Consider the following 18,882-nt stretch of genomic DNA (forward strand, 5'->3'; position numbering starts at 1 on the left):
GCGACAGGAACACGAGAGACCGTCCCCGCCTGCGCTGTGAGGCCGTCTGAAAGCGCAGCTTCGGCACAGCCAAAATCCGGTTTCGGCACACAAAAGGCCGTCTGAAAAACGTTTTTCAGACGGCCTCTGGTTTATGCGGCGCAAACCGCGTGCGCCGCCTTGGGGGCATACACCACATCGGTTTCGGCACGGGCGGGATGGCAAACAGGCCGTCTGAAAAGCAGATTGTACGTTTTCAGACGGCCTCTTGCCTGTGCGGCGTTTGCCCGCGCCTCAGCGGAATTTGTAGGTGTACTGCACGCCCAAAATATCAGCGTGGTTTTTGAACGAGGCGGCGGCGCGGCCTTTGCTGTCCACGTCGTAGCCGGTGGCGGGCGCGCCCTCGAAGCGGGCGTCGTTGATGTGGATGTGGCTGTATGCCAGGTCGAACACGTGGCGTTTGCCGCGCGTGTATTTCACGCCGGCGGAATACCAGATGCGGTTGCCGTCGGGCAGGGTGTTGAGGCGGCTTTGCGCGCCGCGCACGGGGCTTTGGTCGAAGGCGATGCCGGCGCGCAGTTGCAGCGGGCCGCTGTATTGGTATGCGCCGCCGAGGGCGATTTTGTAGGTGTTGCGCCAGTTGGGGGTGATGACGGTGCGGTCGGAGCGGGCGGCCACGGCGGCTTTGCTGTTTTCAAACACGAGTTCGGCGCGGTTGAAGCGGCTGTGGCGCGTCCAGGTGAGGTCGGCGAACAGGCTGGTTTTCGCGCCGGCTTTGTACATGCCGTGCACGGAGAGGGATTCGGGGGTGGTGATGCGCACATGGGCTTTTTCGTGTGGTTTGTAGCCGAAGCTGCCGCCGATGAGTGCCTGGTAGGCGGATTGGCCGCCCAGCTGCGGCAGGGGGGTGGCAACGGCCGCGCCGTCGGGCTGCCAGTCGGCGGTGCCGCGGATGTTGTGGCTGATTTTGGAGCGGTAGTTCGCGCCGAGGCGCACGCGCTCGTTTACGTCCCACAGCCAGCCGATTTGGTAGCCGAAGCCCCAGTCCTTGCCTTTGACTTCGGCGTGGCCGTCTGAAAGGCCGCTGTGCGCGCCGAGGCGGCCGGAGGCGTTCCAGTCGGCGTATTTGCGCAGCTCGGCGGTGGAATATTGGGCGATGAGGCCGGCGGCGGCGGCGTGGCGCGGGCTGATTTTGTAGGCGGCGACGGGTTCGATGGCGATGGTGGTGAGGCCGAGTTTGTTGAGGTGGTGGCGCAGCACCGAGCTTTTGCCGTATTCGGTGGACGAGGCGAAGGGGACGTACACGCCCAAGCCGAGCGTCCAATTGCCGTTGAGTTTGTACGCGCCGTAGAGGTGGGGCGCGGGCACGATGTCTTTGGTGATTTTGCCCGAGGTTTCGCCCGCCACGCGGCCGCCGCGCAGGTATTGCGCCTCGGCGTCGGCGTAGGCGATGTGCGGGGCGACGATGTTGACGGCGGCGGTGATTTCGCTGCTGTCGAGTTTGGCCAGACCGGCGGGGTTGTAGAAAATGGTGGCCGAATCGGCGGCTTCGGCAGCAGCGGCGTTGGCCGTGCCCTGCGCGGTTACCGACTGCGTGCCGAAATGGTAGCCCGAGGCTTGGGCTTGGGCGGCGAAGGCGGCGGCGGTAAGGCAGGCGAGTGTGCGGAGGCGGTTCATTGGTTTGGTTTCTGTTTAAAGCAAAAGCTCGGATTTTAACAAAACACCGCATCGGGCAAACATTTTTTTGCAAACCGTTTATAACCAAAGGCCATAACCCGCCCGCAAACGGTTCTTTCCCTTTTCAGACGGCCTGCCGTACAGTGCCCGCTTTTCCGCAATCCGCCAACAAAGGACACGCCATGACCGCCAAACCCCTCGCCGCCCTCGCCTTCGCCGCCGCCCTCGCCGCCTGTGCCCCCGACAAGGGCGCGCAAAACGCCGCCTCCGACGGCAGCGCGCCCGCCGCCTCCGGCAGCATCAAACTGCTCAACGTCTCCTACGACGTCGCCCGCGATTTATACAAAGAATACAACCCCCTGTTTGTTAAAGAATACCAAGCCGAACACCCCGGCACCGAAATCACCGTCCAGCAGTCGCACGGCGGATCGAGCAAACAGGCACTGGCCGTGGCCAACGGCTTACAGGCCGACGTGGTAACCATGAACCAGGGCTCCGACATCGACCTGCTGGTGAAAAAAGGGCTGGTCAAAGCCGACTGGCGCAAAGCCTTCCCCAACGACGCCTCCCCCTTCACCAGCGCGAGCGTCTTCCTCGTGCGCAAAGGCAACCCCAAACAAATCAAAGACTGGGGCGATTTGGCCAAAGACGGCGTGAAACTCGTCATCGCCAACCCCAAAACCTCCGGCAACGGCCGCTACACCTACCTCGGCGCATACGGCTACGCCCTCAAAAACAACGGCGGCAAGCACGACCAGGCCCGCGCCTACCTGAAAAAAATGCTCGCCAACGTCGAAGTGTTTGAGAGCGGCGGCCGCTCCGCCACCACCACCTTCATGCAGCGCAAACTCGGCGACGTGCTGGTAACCTTTGAAAACGAAGCCAATTTGTCGGCCAAACAGTTCGGCGACGGCCAATACGAAATTGTCTACCCCGCATACACCATCCGCATGGACAGCTCCGTCGCCGTCGTCGACAGCGTCGCCGCCAAACGCGGCACACGCGAAGCCGCCGCCGAATATCTCGCCCGCCTGTGGCAAAAACCCGCGCAGGAAATCGGCGCGAAACTCTACCTGCGCCCCGCCGACCCCGCCGTCCTCGCCGCCCACGCCGCCGAACTGCCCCCGCTGGAAACCTTCGACCCCAACGCCGTCTTCGGTCCCTGGGACAAAATCATGGCCGAACACTTCGCCGACGGCGGCCTGTTCGACCAACTGGCCGAGCGCGACAAATAGCCCGCTCACACGTGCGCACCGGCGCGGCGTATAAAGAACAGGCCGTCTGAAAAACTGTTTTACGGATTTTCAGACGGCCTCTTCCCATCCGCCCCGTACCGAACCCGGTGTAGCGGGCAGGTTGGATTGCAAACCGAACATTGGCCGGTTGCGTAGATGTTGGTCTCGACCCAACCTACCTTGGCTTTCAGACGGCCTCTTACGCTTCCGCCACACCCCAAAAACGTGTGCGTCGCTTCGGGCAACACACCCTACCCCAACGGCAGAGGCCGTCTGAAAATATATTTTCAGACGGCCTCTGTGTCGTTTCGGGCTTTATTTGCGGTTGTTCAGCGCGGCTTTGATATAGGCGGTGAACAGTGGGTGGCCTTTGCGCGGGTTGGAGGTGAACTCGGGGTGGAACTGGCAGGCGAAGAACCACGGATGTTCGCTTTGCGGCAGTTCGACGGTTTCCACCAGACGCTCGCGGCCTGCGGACACGCCGCCGATCACCAAACCGGCTTTTTCCAGCGCGGGCACGTAGTTGTTGTTGACTTCGTAGCGGTGGCGGTGGCGTTCGCGGATGTGGTCTGCGCCGTAGATTTTGGCGGCGAGGCTGTCGGGTTTGAGTTCGACTTCCTGCGCGCCCAGGCGCATGGTACCGCCCAAATCCGCACCTTCGTCGCGCTTTTCCACGCTGCCGTCGGCGGTTTGCCATTCGTCGATCAGGGCGACCACGGGCGCGGCACATTTGAGGTCAAATTCGGTGGAGTTCGCGCCTGCCAAACCGGCCACGTCGCGGGCGTATTCGATCAGCGCGATCTGCATGCCGAGGCAGATGCCCAGATAGGGCACCTTGTTTTCGCGGGCATAGCGCACGGCGGCGATTTTGCCTTCCACGCCGCGCGAGCCGAAGCCGCCGGGCACGAGGATGGCATCCATGTCTTTGAGCGCGGACACGTTGCCGCCGTTTTTCTCGATGCTTTCGCTGTCGATAAAGGTAATCTGCACGTCGGTTTCGGTGTGGATGCCGGCGTGTTTCAGGGCTTCGATCAGCGATTTGTAAGACTCGGTAAGATCGACATATTTGCCGACCATGGCGATTTTGACCGTGTGTTTCGGGTTTTGAATGGCGTGGACGATTTTTTTCCACGCGGTGAGGTCGGCCTGCTGCACATTAAGCTGCAACTGCTCGGTGATGATGTTGTCGATGCCCTGGTTGTGCAGCATTTCGGGGATTTCGTAGATGCTTTGGGCATCGTAGCTGCCGACCACGGCGCGTTCTTCCACGTTGCAAAAGAGGGCGATTTTGCGGCGTTCGTCTTCGGGCAGGATGCGGTCCATGCGGCAGATGAGTACGTCGGGCTGGATGCCGATTTCACGCAATTCTTTCACGGAATGCTGGGTCGGCTTGGTTTTGATTTCGCCTGCGGCGGCGATGTAGGGCACATAGCTCAAGTGCACAAACAGGGTATTGTTGCGGCCAAGCTGGCTGCGCATCTGGCGGATGGCTTCCAAAAACGGCAGCGATTCGATGTCGCCCACCGTGCCGCCGATTTCGACGATGGCCACGTCTTTGCCGGCCGCGCCTTCGTGGATGCGGCGTTTGATTTCGTCGGTGATGTGCGGGATCACCTGCACTGTGCCGCCGAGGTAGTCGCCGCGACGCTCTTTCATGATGACGTTTTCGTACACTTGGCCGGCGGAGAAGCTGTTGCGGCGGGTGAGCGTGGCGTTGATGAAACGTTCGTAGTGTCCCAAATCGAGGTCGGTTTCCGCGCCGTCGTCGGTAACGAACACTTCGCCGTGCTGGAAGGGGCTCATGGTGCCGGGATCGACGTTGATGTAGGGGTCGAGTTTGAGCATGGTTACGTTCAAACCGCGCGATTCGAGGATGGTGGCAATAGAAGCGGCGGCGATGCCTTTTCCTAAGGAAGAGACCACGCCGCCGGTTACGAAGATAAATTTAGTCATGATGACACCGCTTGGTTGGAATGCGCGATTTTAACGTTTCCCGCAGGCCGCCGCAACACAATGAGGCCGTCTGAAAAACGGGTTTCGGCTGCGCCGAAGCTGCGCTTTCAGACGGCCTCAATGCCTCGCTGCTGCTTCAACTAAGGCTTTTGCAGCGGATGGCTGAGGTGGTAAATCTGCGCCACGGCTTCGACCAGGCCGCTGTCGCTGCCGCCGGCTTTGGAGAGGGTGTGGGTGGGCGAGTGCAGCAGCTTGTTGGTCAGCTGCACGGAGAGGCGTTCGAGCACTTCTTCGGGCGACGCGCCTTTGGCCAGCTGCTTCATCGCGTTTTCGAGCACATGGCGGCGGGCGCGTTCGCCTTCGTCGCGCAGGGCGCGGATGAGGGGGACGTTCTCACGGCTTTTCTGCCATTCTAGAAACTCGGCAACCTTTTGTTCCACCATCACTTCGGCTTCGGCGGCGGCCTTCTGCCGCGCTTCGCGCCCGCTCTGCACCACGCCGGCCATGTCGTCCACGGTGTAGAGGTACACGTCGTCCAACTCGGCGATTTCGGCTTCGATGTCGCGCGGCACGGCCAAATCGAGCATGAACACGGGCATCTGCCCGCGCTGTTTGAGGGCGCGTTCGGCCATGCCTTTGCCGATAACAGGCAGCGGGCTGGCGGTGGAGGAAATGACCACGTCGTATTGATGGAGGATTTCGGGGATGTCGGACAACAGGCAGGACTCGGCGTTGATGCCGAGTTTGCCGCACAGTTCTTCGGCGCGCGCCAGGGTGCGGTTGGCCACGGTCATCAGGCGCGGATTCTCAGCGGCGAAATAGGTGGCGACCAGTTCGATCATCTCGCCCGCGCCCACGAAAAGGACGTTGAGTTTGCCGACGGACGGGAAGATTTGCGCGGCCATTTTCACGGCGGCGGCGGCCATGGAAACGGAATGCTCGCCCACGGCCGTGCCGCTGCGGATTTCTTTGGCGACGGAAAAAGTTTTTTGAAACAGCGCGTTGAGCCATGTGCCGACGGTGTTTTGCTCTTGGGCGGCGTTTACCGCGTCTTTGATCTGGCCGAGAATCTGCGGCTCGCCCAGCACCATGCTGTCCAGCCCGCAGGCAACGCGGAAGGCGTGGCGCACGGTGTCGGTACAGCCGTAGGTGTAAAGATAGGGGCGGATTTCGGCGGCGGGCAGGGACTGGTAGGCGGCGAGCCATTCGGTAACGGCGGCGGGCTCGCCCACGCAGTAAAGCTCGGTGCGGTTGCAGGTGGAGAGGATGACGGCTTCGCCCGCCGCGCCGCTGTCGAGCAGGCTGTTGACCGCATCGGGCAGCTTTTCGGCGGCAAAAGCGAGCTTTTCGCGGATGCCGAGCGGCGCGGTTTGGTGGTTCAGTCCGATAACGGTGAGCTGCATGGGAAAACGGGGGCGTGGGCGGAAAAAACGGTGCATTATAGCAAATTCAAACGCCCCTGCCGCCCGAAAGTGCCGCCGCAGGGCGGGATTGAAATCATGAATGGCGGCAATAAACGGCTCTTGCGCGCGCAGCGGGAAAAGCGCAAACAGGCGTATAATTGCGTGTTATATCAAGCGATAAATGCAAACAAAAACATTCCGCGAACCAAACCCCGACACCAAAAGGAACACATCATGGCCGAACCCAAAAAAGCCGAAGCGGCAAACGCCGCGCCGCAGGGGGAACAACCCGCCGCGCAGTCGGAAAAACCGGCTGGCAAACCGGCCGCCAAAACCGCCCCCGCCGCCAAAGCCAAAGCGGCGGGCAAACCCAAAGAGCAGGTCATCAAACTCTACGAAGCGGGCAAGCGCATCCATCCGAAAAAAGCCGAAGGCCGCTTCGCCAAGCTGCGCATCGCCGCCATCCTCGCCACCCAGTTTGTCTTCTACTGCATCCCGTGGTTCAACTGGTCGGGGCGGCAGGCCGTGCTGTTCGACATCCCCAACCGCCATTTCTTCATCTTCGGCCTCTCCTTCGGCATGGCCGACCTGATCTATCTCGCCCTGCTGCTGATTATCAGCGCGTTCGGCCTCTTCTGGTGGACAACCGTGGCCGGACGCCTGTGGTGCGGCTATGCCTGCCCGCAGACGGTCTATACCGAAATCATGCTGTGGATCGACCATTTCGTCGAAGGCGACCGCAACAAGCGCATGAAGCTCGACAAAGAGCCGTGGAATCTGCGCAAAATCCGCATCAAATTCACTAAATACCTGATTATCTTCGCCGTTTGCGCCTGGACCGGCATCACCTTCGCCGGCTGGTTTACCCCCATCCGCGAATTCGTCCCCGCCGTATTCACCATGCAGGCCGGCGGCACGGCATTGTTTGCCGCCGCCTTCTACGGCTTCGTAACCTGGCTGTTTGCCCACCAAATGCGCGAGCAGGTGTGCAAACACATGTGCCCCTACGCCCGCTTCCAAAGCGCGATGTTCGACCCCGACACCCTCATCATCTCGTACGACACCGAACGCGGCGAACCGCGCGGCGCGCGCAAAAAAACCGTCGCGCGCGGCGAAACCGACTTGGGCGACTGCATCAACTGCACCATGTGCGTGCAGGTCTGCCCCGTCGGCATCGACATCCGCGACGGCCTGCAATACGAATGCATCGGCTGCGCCGCCTGCATCGACGCCTGCGACGAAGTCATGGACAAAATGGGCTACCCGCGCGGCCTCATCCGCTACACCACCGAAAACGTGCTCGAACACAAATACACCGACGGCGACATCAAAAAACAAATGCTGCGCCCGCGCGTCATCGGCTATGGTGCCGTGCTGGCCGCTGCCGTCGTCGCCTTCCTCATCGGTGTGTCCACCCGCCAGACCCTGCGCGTGGACATCATCAAAGACCGCGGCGTGATGGTGCGCGAAAACAGCAAAGGCTGGCTCGAAAACGCCTACAACCTGCGCATCATCAACAACAGCGAAAAACCGCAAACCGTAACCGCCTCCGTAACCGGCTTCGACGACATCAAACTCACCGGCCTGCCCGCAGGCGGCATCAAAATCGGCAGCAGGGAAACCGTAACCGTCCCCGTCCAGGTCTCCACCATCCCCGAATACGCCGACAAAGGCAGCCACCCCATCGAGTTCGCCTTCACCTACCGCGAAGACGGCCGCGACGGTAGCCGCACCATCACCGAAAAATCCAACTTCATCGGAGAATAAACCATGACCGACCGGCAGCAATCGAAAGTCTGGTACAAAGAACCCTGGCCGTGGCTCTTAATGTCCGGCCCCCTCATCGTCGTTGTCGCCGCCTTCGCAACCCTCTGGCTCGCCGCCAACAACAACTCCGACCTCGTCAGCGACGACTACTACAAAGACGGCAAACACATCGACCTCGACATCAAGCGCGACAGTGCCGCCGTCGAGCGCGGCATCAACGCCCAACTGCTCATCAGCCCCGACGGCAGCGCGGCGCGCGTCTACGTCTCCGGCCGCTTCGACGACAAAGTCCCCCTGCGCCTCACCCTCATGCACCCGGCCAAAAAAGAATTCGACCAAAGCATCGAACTGCAACGCTCCCCCGCCCCAAAATCCGGCGACAAAACCGAATACACCGGCCGCTTCGCCAAACTGCCCCCCTCGAAACACTGGTACGTCCGCCTCGAAGACACCGCCCGCGTCTGGCGCGTGGAAAACAAATGGATCGTCGGACAAGGCGGCGCGGTCAGCCTCAACCCCATGAAAAACCTCGCCGAAGCGGCGGGCAGACAAGCAGGCGGCGCGGCACACTGAACACCCCGCCGCCACATACTTTGAGGCCGTCTGAAAAACATGTTTTACGGTTTCGGCTGCGCCGAAGCTGCGCTTTCAGACGGCCTCAAAATCAGTAGGTCGGGCATTCATGCCCGACATGTTTAAATTTCCGACAATGGGCAGTCGGGCATAAATGCCCGACCTACGGATTTCGGTGGGATGAGTGTAGGGTGTGTGGCGCAAGCCACGCACGCGGTTTCCTTCGCAGCGGTTGTCCGAAAGCAATTTAAAAAACGAAAGGCCGTCTGAAAAACCGTTCCACAGTAGTAGTTGCAGGTCGGATTCTCGAATCCGACATTTTCCCGCAGCATCACCCCGCCGCGAGGGATGTCGGATACAAGTATCCGGCCTACGGCTGCCAACAGGTAGTTGGCTGCGCCGAAGCTGCGCTTTCAGACGGCCTCAAAATCAGTAGGTCGGGCATTCATGCCCGACATGTTTAAATTTCCGACAATGGGCAGTCTGGCATAAATGCCCGACCTACGGATTTCGGCGGGATGAGTGCAGGACGTGTTGCCCCGAAGCAGCGCACATGGTTTCCGCGTGCGGCAGCCGTTCGGACAATGCAATTCAAGAAGGCAAGAGGCCGTCTGAAAACGCGTTTTACGCTTTTCAGACGGCCTCTGCCATTCAACAGGCAGGTTGGATCAAGACACGACACCCGCGCAACCCTGCCGATGTTGGGTTTGAACCCAAGCTACCCGCTGCCGCTAAGGTAGGGTGTGTCGCCCCGCGACGCACGCGTTCCCTGCCCTGCAACACATGCCCGCATCCCGCAAGCCCAAAAACCGCGTGCGTGCCTGCGGCACACACCCTACGCAAAGGCTTGGAGGCTGTCTGAAAGCGCGGCTTCGGCGCAGCCAAAACCGTAAAACACGTTTTCAGACGGCCTCCAAGCCTTTGCGGCGGCCAAACCACAGCGCGGCGGCGAAAAACACCAACTGCGCCAGATTAAAGGTTGCGCCGCCAACCGCCGCCGCCACCGGCGAATGCGGGAACAGGCTGCACGACAACCCGACCGCCAGCCCGACAGGCAGCGGATTGAACCACGCGGCGGCGCACGGCAGGCGGGTTTGCCCGCGCAGGGCCTGCACCAGCAGAATCAGAAATGCCGCCGCCGCGCAGCCCACAGAAGCCCACCAATGGACGGCGAGCATACGGTAGAAAGCGGCAAACTGCGCCAGCAGCAGCGCATGATCGGCAGGCGCGGCACTCGGCAGCGTCTGCGCCGACATACCCAGATAGTAAAAACCCGCATGCCCCAGCGGCGAGAGCGCGTAAGCCGCAAACAACAGCGCAAAACAGCACGCCGCCGCCCCGCTCCGCCGCATCAGCCGGTACACGCCGAAAGCGGCGGCCAGATACAGTGCCGCAGAGAACGTGGCGGGCAATACGCCCCAAAACAGCCGTTCGGGCGAACCGTCCAGCATCAGCAAGGCCAAATCCGCTTTTCCATCCAAATCCGCCGCCAGCGTTTGCGACAACAACGGATATTTTTCCGGCGCGGGCACAAAGCCCACCAGCAGCATATCCGCCGCCGCCCAGCAGACCGCCGCCAACGCGCCCGCCGCCAGCAGCGGCTGCGTGGCAATGACATGGCCGCCGCGTTTTTCAGACGGCCTTTCCGCTTCGGCCGCCGCATCTGTTTTGCCCATGGCATCCTCCTTTTCGTTTGCCGGCTGTTTGAGGCCGTCTGAAAAACGGTTTCAGACGGCCTCAAACGCCGTTCCGTTTCATATAAACCGCTGCGATTAAAGCACATTCCCGCCCGCCGTCCAAACCGCCCGCGCCTGATGCGCGGTTTTTCAGACGGCCTTGATGGTAAAATGCCGCCGTTTTCCACTCTCCCACCGTTTGATGACCATCCTCCAAGCCCTTTTCGTCCTCGTGCTGCTGATTACCGTCAGCGCATTCGTTTCCAGTGCCGAACTCTCGCTGGCCTCGGCGCGCAAAATCAAGCTGCAAGTGATGGCCAAAGACGGCGGCGACACCCGCGCGCTCGACGTGCTCAATATGCAGCAGCAGCCGGGCAGCTTCATCACCATCGTCCAAATCGGCCTCAACGCCGTGGCGATTCTGGCCGGTATTGTCGGCGAAGCGGCGGTGCGCCCCTATTTCGCCGCTTGGTTTGCCCGTTTCGGCACTTGGGGTGAAACCACCGCGCCGCTGCTCACCTTCGTTCTGGTAACCGGCAGCTTCATCCTTGTGGCCGACCTGATGCCCAAACGGCTGGCCATAACCTATCCCGAAGCCGTGGCCGTGCGCATCGTGCGGCCGATGATGTTTCTGATTTTCCTGTTGAAACCCTTTGTCTGGATATTCGACGGCCTGGCCAACGCCGTGTTCAAGCTGCTGAAAATCCCCACCGTGCGCCAAGAGCAGCTCACCTCCGAAGACATCTACGCCGTGGTTGATGCCGGCGCGCAGGCGGGCGTGCTCAAACAGCAGGAACACTACCTGATTGAAAACATCTTCGACATGCAGGCGCGCACCGTTACCTCCACCATGAGCACGCGCGAATACATTGCCTATTTCGACAAAAACGACGACAGCGCAACCGTGCTCGAAGCCATGTCGGAAAAGCCGCACAACAAATTCCTCGTTTGCGACGGCGACTTGGAGCGCGTCATCGGCTACATCGAATCGCACACCCTGTTAACCCTGTTTCTCAAAGAAAAAAGCGTGCGCCTCACCGACAAGCGCGTGCTGCGCAAAGCCCTGTTCATCCCCGACACGCTGTCGCTGTACGACGTGTTGGAAACCTTCAAAACCTCGGGCGAGGATTTCGCCGTGGTCGTCAACGAATACGCGCTGGTGGTCGGCGTGGTAACGCTCAAAGACGTGATGAGCATCGTGATGGGCGAGCTGGTCAACACCGAAGAAGAGCCGCAAATCATCCGCCGCACCGAAGATACTTGGCTGGTGGACGGCGCGACCCCGCTCGCCGACGTCATGCGTGCGCTGGACATCGAAGCCTTCCCCAACTCGGAAAACTACGAAACCATCGCTGGCTTTATGATGTATTCCCTGCGCAAAATCCCGAAACGCACCGATTTTCTGGTGTACGGCCGCTACAAATTTGAAATCATCGACACCGAAAACCTCAAAATCGACCAGCTTTTGGTAACCCGGCAGGACGTTGCGGCAGATTGATTGTAGTAGGGCAAAATAGGAAATACACATCGTAGGCCGGGCTTTAGCCCGGCTGACCCGTTATTTCCCAATATTCCCGGGCTGAAGCCCGGCCTGCATTCTGAGCCAAGGCAGGTTGGGTCGAAACCCAACATCTGCGCAACCTGACCTACCCGCCTGATTCCGTCATTCCCGTGCAGGCGGGAATCTTCTCCGGCATTCGGCCATGCTTGAAAGAACAAACAGTTGCGCAACCTCGCCAAGATTCCCGCCTGCGCGGGAATGACGTCGGTAGAAGTTTCGTAGGGTGCGTCGCCCGAGGCGGCGCACGCGTTCTCCATTTTTTAATGCGAAAGGCCGTCTGAAAAACCGCTTTTACGGTTTTCAGACGGCCTCCCGTTTCCCCACCGCACAAGCAACCGCCGCAACACACAAACCGCGTGCCTGGCTTACGCCATACACCCTACCGAGCGGCAGAGGCCGTCTGAAAACGAAGTTTCGGCGCAGCCAAAACCGGTTTTCAGACGGCCTTTCGGTTTGCACAGCCCAAAGCTGTGGCAAGACCCTACTGCGGCAGGCGCACTGCCAAATCCTGCGGCCAGGCGGTGTTGGCGTCGGTTTTGACGTAGCCGTTGCCGGTCATGCCGCCTTTGAGCAGGCCGCTGTATTTGGCGGCGGTGTCGGCAGGGATTTTCAGCTTCACTTTAAACATCAGCTTGGCGCGTTCGTTTTCGGTTTCCACCGATTTGGGCGTGAACTGCGCCTCGGTGGCGACAAACTTGATTTGCGCGGGGAACACGGCGTCCACGCTGTCGAGCCGGATGCGCGCCTCGCCGCCCACTTTCAGACGGCCTGCGTCGTGGTTGGGCAGAAAAATGTTCATCGACACGTCGGTCGGGTCGAGCAGGCTGACCACTTTCGAGCCGGAGGCCACCACGCTGCCGACTTCGGCGATTTTGTATTCCACCCGTCCGGCAATCGGCGCGCGGATATTCATGTCGTCGTTGGCCGACGCGGCCGATTTCACGGCGGCGGCGGCCTGCTGCGCGCCCGCCTGCGCCTCGGCTTCGGCGGCGCGGCTCTGGGCGACGGTGGACTGCGCTTCGGCGTGGGCGGCCTCGGCGGCCTTCACGGCGGCGGCGGCGCGTTCGTAGTCGGCGCGGCGGCGTTCGGCCTCGGCGGGGGAAACCAGGTTGTCGGACAACATCTTGCGGGCGTTGTCCCATTCCATTTTCGCCACGCGCTGCTGCTGGCGGGCGGCCTCGATATTGGCCTCGGCGCGCGCCACGGTGCGCCGCATCTGTTCGCCGGCCGCCTGCGCCCGCTGTATCGCCTCGCGCTGGCGCAGTTCGGCCGCCCGCGCTTCTTCCAGACGGCTGCTGCTGGTGTCGGACGAGAGTTCGGCCAGAATGTCGCCCGCCTTCACATCCGCGCCCTCCTCGGCCTGCATGGTTTTGACGCGGCCGGGGTAGAGGCTGGCCACGTCGATGCGGTTCAGTTCCAGCCGCCCGTTGGAGGAGGCGATGCCCGCAGGCAGGGCGGACGCGTGCTGTGCGCGGTAGTAGAAGAAACCGCCCGCCGCCGCCAGCGCGGCAGCGGGCAGCAGCCAAATCGCTTTGTTCATTGTTCTGCTTTCTGAAAGGGAGGGAAAACGGCGGTCATGATAAGGTTTCCCGCCCGCCGCAGGCAAGCGCGGCGGCCGCAAATGTGGCAAAGGCCGTCTGAAAAGGCGGTATGCCGTTTTTCAGACGGCCTTTGCCAGCGGCGGTGCAAGCTGATAAAGTGCCGCCGTTTTTGAAAAGAAAGGCGTTTTTATGTACAGAACAAGCATGCTTGCCGCCCTGATTGCCGCCGCGCCGGTGGTGCAGGCGGCGCAAAACCACCCCGCGCAGCAGCAGGTGCAGCAGAACATCGACGCGGTGATGGACATCGTGAAAAACAAATCGCTCAACGAAGAGCAGCGCATCCGCCGCGTGGAGCAGTATGCCGACCGCTTCCTCGACTACGAACGGCTCTCGGCCACCGCCGTCGGCCTGCCCTGGCGGCAGTTTTCCGCCGCGCAGAAGCAGGAATTCATCCGCGCGTTCAAAGACATGATTATCGCCATGTATGCCCGCTCCGCCATGATGAACGCCGAACGCGCCGAGGTGAAAGTGCTGCCGAAAATGACGACCCACGGCAACAAAACCGATGTTTACTCGGAAATCGTAACCCCCTCGGGCAAGAAATACGAAGTGGGTTACCAGCTCTACCAAAACGGCAGCGTTTACAAGCTCTACAACATCCAGGTGGACGGCGTGAGCATCGTTACCGTGTACCGCAACCAGTTCGGCGAACTCATCGCGCAAAAAGGCATCGACGGCATGATCGGCGCGGTGAAAAACAAAAGCCTGAAAAAAGCCGAATAAACTCCTTTTCAGACGGCCTTTGATCTGTTGCGAAACATGAAGAGGCCGTCTGAAAAACCGTTTTCCCCACCAACCCCGCAAAGGAAACCCCATGAGCAAAGTAACCCTGCAAGGCAACCCCGTCGAAATCGGCGGCAGCTTCCCCGCCGCCGGAGCCGCCGCACCCGCCCTGTCGCTGGCCGCCGGCGATTTGTCCGACAAAACGCTGGCCGATTTCGCCGGCAAACGCAAAGTGCTGAACATCTTCCCCAGCGTGGACACCAACGTCTGCGCCCAGTCGGTGCGCACCTTCAACGAACGCGCCTCCTCGCTGGACAACGCCGTGGTGCTGTGCATCTCCGCCGACCTGCCCTTCGCCCAGGCGCGCTTCTGCGGCGCGGAAGGGCTGGACAACGTGGTGTCCCTCTCCACCTTCCGCAGCAGCTTCGCCCGCGACTGGGGCGTGGCCATTGAAAGCGGCCCGCTGCGCGGCCTCACCGCCCGCGCCGTGGTGGTTTTGGACGAAAACGACAAAGTGCTGCACGCCGAACTCGTCCCCGAAATCGCCCGCGAACCGGACTACGACGCCGCGCTGACCGTGTTGTAAACACATCGTTTTTGCAAGTTGAGGCCGTCTGAAAAACCTGTTTTACCGTTTTCAGACGGCCTCAAAGCGTATCCGCCGGTTGGACAGAGGCCGTCTGAAAACCGCATTTCCGGTTTTCAGACGGCCTTTTCCGCTTCAATTGACATGGATTAAGCCGCCAAAACGGCGCGCCGCTAAAATCGCGTTTTTCAAAAACCATACCAATAAGGGAAAACGACATGGCCTATTTTGATTGGACACCGGACTTGGACAGCGGCATCGCGCTGGTGGACGAGCAGCACAAAATCCTCGTGCGCTGCATCAACGAACTGCACGAAGCCAACAGCCGCAAGGATTTCGCGGCAGAAGGGAAAATCATCGAAGACTTAATCCGCTACACCGTCGAGCATTTCACCGACGAAGAACGGCTGATGGACGAGGCGGGCTACTCCCTGTCCAAACAACATAAAGCGATACACCAGCGTTTTGTTTCCAAAGTGGGCGAAATGCAGCAAAGCCACCAGGCGGGGCAGGACATCGGCCAGACACTTCTGGACGTGCTGCATTCGTGGCTATTCACCCACATCAGCCACCACGACCGCGGCTTTATCGCCGTGGTGCAGAAACATCTGGCCGCGCGGCACGCCGAAAACGAAACAATAGCGGCGGAAGAAGCGGTCAACGCCGCCTTCGTCCGTCCGCGCCGCAGCGGCGGCGGTTTTGCCACCGTGGCCGACATGGAAGCCGACAGCCCGCAACATGCGCCAAAAGCGCAAGCCTGACCTTCCGGCAGACACAGCCGCTCCGCGAAAGGCCGTCTGAAAACCGCATCCGCGTTTTCAGACGGCCTCATATGTATATACTGCGCCCTGCATCTTTCCCATTTTGTTTCGCCCCGCCATCAACGGCGGCGGTTTTGTTTGCCCGAAACGCTTGTCCGCCAATATAATATGCGGCTTTTTTCCGCAGCCCCGCGCGGGGCTGTTCGATTCACCCTTTCGAGTTCCGTTTCAGCCGGTATCGAGTTTCTTTGGAGCATTGAAGATGACCACAGAATCCGCCGCCCAGCCCTATCTGCAAATCAGGGGGCTGGTGAAAAAATTCGGTGAAAACTTCGCCGTCAACCACATCAGCCTCAACATCGAACAGCACGAAATCTTCGCCCTGCTCGGCAGCTCCGGCTCGGGCAAATCCACCCTGCTGCGCATGCTGGCCGGCATGGAAACGCCCTCGGAGGGCAGCATCATCCTCGACGGCCAGGACATCACTGCCCTCGCCCCCTACGACCGCCCCATCAATATGATGTTCCAAAGCTACGCCCTCTTCCCGCACATGACGGTGGAGCAGAACATCGCCTTCGGCCTGAAACAGGACAAAGTCCCCGCCGCCGAAATCCGCGAACGCGTCGACGAAATGCTGCGCCTGGTGCAGATGGCCAAATACGCCAAACGCAAGCCGCACCAACTCTCCGGCGGCCAGCAGCAGCGCGTCGCACTCGCCCGCTCGCTGGCCAAACGCCCCAAACTGCTGCTTTTGGACGAACCCCTCGGCGCGCTCGACAAAAAACTGCGCCAGCAAACCCAGCTCGAACTGGTGAACACGCTGGAAAAAGTGGGTGTAACCTGCATCATGGTAACGCACGACCAGGAAGAAGCCATGACCATGGCCACCCGCGTGGCGATTATGTCCGACGGCGAATTGCAGCAGGTGGACACCCCCAGCAACATCTACGACTACCCCAACAGCCGCTTCACCGCCGAGTTCATCGGCGAAACCAACATCTTTGAAGGCACAGTCGCCCACAAAGACGACAGCCACGCCCTCATCGACTGCCCCGAACTGCCGAGCAAGGTGTACACCGACCAGAAATTCGAGGCGGAAAACGGCCAAACCGTGTGGGTGAGCATCCGCCCCGAAGACATCGACCTGCACAAGGAAAAACCCGCCCACCGCGACACCCACAACTGGGCCAAAGGCACGGTCAAAGACATCGCCTATCTGGGCAGCTACGCCATTTACCACGTGCAGACCGACAGCGGCCGCATCGTCAAAAGCCAAGTGCCCGCGCCCTACTGGTACGTGCGCAACCTCACCCCGCCGACCTGGGGCGACGAAGTGTATCTCGACTGGCCGGAAAACCAGCCCACCCCGCTGACCCGCTAGGAGACCCTCTGAAATGTCCGTCAACATCAAACGCCGCCTGCGCCCGGGGCGCAAATTCGTCATCGGCATCCCCTATGTCTGGCTGCTGCTGCTGTTTCTTGTGCCGTTTTTCATCGTGCTCAAAATCAGCTTCGCCGAACAGGACGTCAAAATCCCGCCCTACACCGACCTGTTTGTAACCGACCCCGCCACCGGCAAGCAAACCCTGCATCTGGTAACGCAGAACTACAAGGAAATCTTCCAAAACTTCGGCGGCACCCTCGCGCAGATGACCGGCCTCGCCCCCGCCGACGGCAACAGCAATATGTATTTGCGCACCTACTGGTCGTCGGTCAAAACCGCCTGCCTCACCACCCTCATCTGCCTCCTCATCGGCTACCCGATGGCCTACGCCATCTCCCGCGCCAAACCGGCCTACCGCAACGGCCTGCTGCTGGCCATCATGCTGCCGTTTTGGACCTCCTTCCTGCTGCGCGTCTACGCTTGGACGGGGCTGCTGAGCTTCAACGGCATCATCAACCATCTGCTGCAAAAATACGGCATCATCAGCGAGCCGCTGAACATGTTTTACAACGCCTTTTCCCTGCAACTGGTGATGGTGTACGCCTACCTCCCCTTCATGATCCTGCCGCTCTACACCCAGCTCACCAAGCTCGACCACCGCCTGCTCGAAGCCGCCTCCGACCTCGGCGCGGGACCGGTGAAATCATTCTTCACCATCACCCTGCCCCTGTCGAAAACCGGCATCATCGCCGGCTCCATGCTGGTGTTTGTGCCTGCCGTCGGCGAATTCGTCATCCCCGACCTCACCGCCGGCTCGGAAAACCTGATGATCGGCAAAGTGCTGTGGATGACCTTCTTCGACCAGAACAACTGGCCGCTGGCCTCCGCCCTGGCCGTCGTCATGGCCGTGCTGCTGGTCTTCCCCATCACCCTCTACCACCGCTACGAAAGCCGCCAACTCGAACAGGAAAGGGGAAAAAATGGCTAAACAACAAAATCTTTCATGGTTTCTCAAAGCCGCGCTCATCCTCGGGCTGGTCTTCCTCTACATCCCCCTCGTCGTGCTGGTCATCTACTCCTTCAACGACTCCAAACTCGTAACCGTCTGGGGCGGCTTCTCCACCAAATGGTACGCCAAGCTCCTGGACAACGACCAAATCCTCGACGCCGCCTGGCTCTCGCTGCGCATCGCCGTCAGCGCGTCGCTGGCCGCCGTCGTCCTCGGCACACTGGCCGGCTACGCCCTCGCCCGCATCAAACGCTTCCGGGGCAGCACCCTGTTTGCCGGCATGGTATCCGCGCCGATGGTCATGCCCGACGTCATCACCGGCCTCTCCATGCTGCTGCTCATCATGCAGGTGCAAACCCTGCTCAAAGGCATCTTCGGCAACGCCGACTGGCTGGGCAACGGCTTTTTCACCATCTTCCTCGGCCACACCACCCTGTGCATGGCCTACATCACCGTCCTCATCCGCGCCCGCCTGAGCGAACTCGACCAGTCGCTCGAAGAAGCCGCGATGGACTTGGGCGCGCGGCCGCTGAAAATCTTCTTCGTCATCACCCTGCCGCTCATCGCCCCCGCCATCGCCTCCGGCTTCCTGCTGGGCATCACCCTCTCGCTCGACGACTTGGTCATCACCTCCTTCCTCTCTGGCCCCGGCTCCTCCACCCTGCCGCAGGTCATCTTCTCCCGCGTCAAACTCGGCCTCGACCCGCAGATGAACGTACTGGCCACCATCATCATCGGCATCGTCGGTACACTCGTCATCCTGCTCAACTGGTACGTCATGCGCCAAACCACCCGCCGCGAACGCGAAGCCGCCGAAGCCGAACGGCAGGAAAAACTGGCGATGGAACAGGCACTGCACCACTGACCATAATCCTGCCGAGGCCGTCTGAAAAACCGCTTTTCAGAAACGTCATCCCCGCGTAGACGGGGACGGCCTGTTTCCCATCCGACCCATGCCAAACCCGACGCAGGGTGTGTGGCGCAGTAGTTGTAG

The 18,882-nt window shown here is 60.7% G+C and carries 15 protein-coding genes; 10 read left to right on the top strand and 5 right to left on the bottom strand.

The features are described 5' to 3' along the window. Positions 1 to 273 precede the first annotated feature (273 nt). Complete coding sequence (locus H3L91_RS07590) at positions 274 to 1,656, bottom strand: OmpP1/FadL family transporter (protein WP_007343116.1); 1,383 nt, start codon at positions 1,654 to 1,656, stop codon at positions 274 to 276. Between the two features lie 182 nt (positions 1,657 to 1,838). Between H3L91_RS07590 and H3L91_RS07595 the strand changes: the two genes are divergently transcribed. After that, positions 1,839 to 2,891 (top strand): sulfate ABC transporter substrate-binding protein, encoded by a 1,053-nt coding sequence (locus H3L91_RS07595; RefSeq protein ID WP_040659559.1) that lies wholly within the window; start codon positions 1,839 to 1,841, stop codon positions 2,889 to 2,891. 315 nt (positions 2,892 to 3,206) lie between these two features. Here H3L91_RS07595 and H3L91_RS07600 read toward each other — a convergent pair whose 3' ends face one another. After that, positions 3,207 to 4,844 carry a CTP synthase gene (locus H3L91_RS07600; RefSeq protein ID WP_007343119.1) on the bottom strand — a complete coding sequence of 546 codons (1,638 nt, stop codon included), beginning with the start codon at positions 4,842 to 4,844 and terminating at the stop codon, positions 3,207 to 3,209. Between the two features lie 140 nt (positions 4,845 to 4,984). Beyond that, entirely contained in the window at positions 4,985 to 6,247 is a 1,263-nt protein-coding gene (gene hemA, locus H3L91_RS07605; protein WP_007343121.1) for a glutamyl-tRNA reductase, read from the bottom strand. A gap of 234 nt (positions 6,248 to 6,481) precedes the next feature. Here hemA and ccoG point away from each other — a divergent pair, with 234 nt between their 5' ends. Continuing rightward, the gene (gene ccoG, locus H3L91_RS07610; protein ID WP_040659562.1) at positions 6,482 to 8,014 is read left to right on the top strand and encodes a cytochrome c oxidase accessory protein CcoG; all 1,533 of its coding nucleotides are present in this window, start codon (positions 6,482 to 6,484) and stop codon (positions 8,012 to 8,014) included. Positions 8,015 to 8,017: 3 nt separating this feature from the next. Next, entirely contained in the window at positions 8,018 to 8,587 is a 570-nt protein-coding gene (locus H3L91_RS07615; RefSeq protein ID WP_007343123.1) for a FixH family protein, read from the top strand. A 902-nt stretch (positions 8,588 to 9,489) separates the two neighbouring features. Here H3L91_RS07615 and H3L91_RS07620 read toward each other — a convergent pair. Beyond that, a complete protein-coding gene (locus tag H3L91_RS07620; RefSeq protein ID WP_007343126.1) occupies positions 9,490 to 10,263 on the bottom strand; it encodes a DUF6796 family protein in 774 nt (257 codons plus the stop codon). Between the two features lie 202 nt (positions 10,264 to 10,465). Between H3L91_RS07620 and paeA the strand changes: the two genes are divergently transcribed. Next, positions 10,466 to 11,761: a polyamine export protein PaeA gene (gene paeA / locus H3L91_RS07625; protein ID WP_040658980.1), complete on the top strand. Its 1,296-nt coding sequence runs from the start codon at positions 10,466 to 10,468 to the stop codon at positions 11,759 to 11,761. Positions 11,762 to 12,305: 544 nt separating this feature from the next. Here the strand turns inward: paeA and H3L91_RS07630 are convergent. Next, positions 12,306 to 13,364 (bottom strand): HlyD family secretion protein, encoded by a 1,059-nt coding sequence (locus H3L91_RS07630; RefSeq protein ID WP_182109816.1) that lies wholly within the window; start codon positions 13,362 to 13,364, stop codon positions 12,306 to 12,308. 190 nt (positions 13,365 to 13,554) lie between these two features. Here H3L91_RS07630 and H3L91_RS07635 point away from each other — a divergent pair, with 190 nt between their 5' ends. The 6 genes from H3L91_RS07635 (at position 13,555) to H3L91_RS07660 (ending at position 18,753) form a co-directional block, all read left to right on the top strand. Then, positions 13,555 to 14,148: an MlaC/ttg2D family ABC transporter substrate-binding protein gene (locus H3L91_RS07635; protein WP_040658982.1), complete on the top strand. Its 594-nt coding sequence runs from the start codon at positions 13,555 to 13,557 to the stop codon at positions 14,146 to 14,148. A gap of 91 nt (positions 14,149 to 14,239) precedes the next feature. After that, positions 14,240 to 14,734 (top strand): thiol peroxidase, encoded by a 495-nt coding sequence (gene tpx / locus H3L91_RS07640; protein ID WP_007343133.1) that lies wholly within the window; start codon positions 14,240 to 14,242, stop codon positions 14,732 to 14,734. A gap of 218 nt (positions 14,735 to 14,952) precedes the next feature. Further along, complete coding sequence (locus H3L91_RS07645) at positions 14,953 to 15,495, top strand: bacteriohemerythrin (RefSeq protein WP_007343135.1); 543 nt, start codon at positions 14,953 to 14,955, stop codon at positions 15,493 to 15,495. A gap of 256 nt (positions 15,496 to 15,751) precedes the next feature. Beyond that, complete coding sequence (locus H3L91_RS07650; RefSeq protein WP_174258208.1) at positions 15,752 to 16,876, top strand: ABC transporter ATP-binding protein; 1,125 nt, start codon at positions 15,752 to 15,754, stop codon at positions 16,874 to 16,876. A 13-nt stretch (positions 16,877 to 16,889) separates the two neighbouring features. Beyond that, positions 16,890 to 17,867: an ABC transporter permease subunit gene (locus H3L91_RS07655; protein ID WP_007343137.1), complete on the top strand. Its 978-nt coding sequence runs from the start codon at positions 16,890 to 16,892 to the stop codon at positions 17,865 to 17,867. Continuing rightward, a complete protein-coding gene (locus H3L91_RS07660; protein WP_007343138.1) occupies positions 17,860 to 18,753 on the top strand; it encodes an ABC transporter permease subunit in 894 nt (297 codons plus the stop codon). Before H3L91_RS07655 ends, H3L91_RS07660 begins: the two co-directional genes overlap by 8 nt. The last annotated feature ends 129 nt before the right edge of the window (positions 18,754 to 18,882 follow it).

The organism is Neisseria bacilliformis, assembly GCF_014055025.1.
GTDB classification, from domain to species: domain Bacteria; phylum Pseudomonadota; class Gammaproteobacteria; order Burkholderiales; family Neisseriaceae; genus Neisseria; species Neisseria bacilliformis.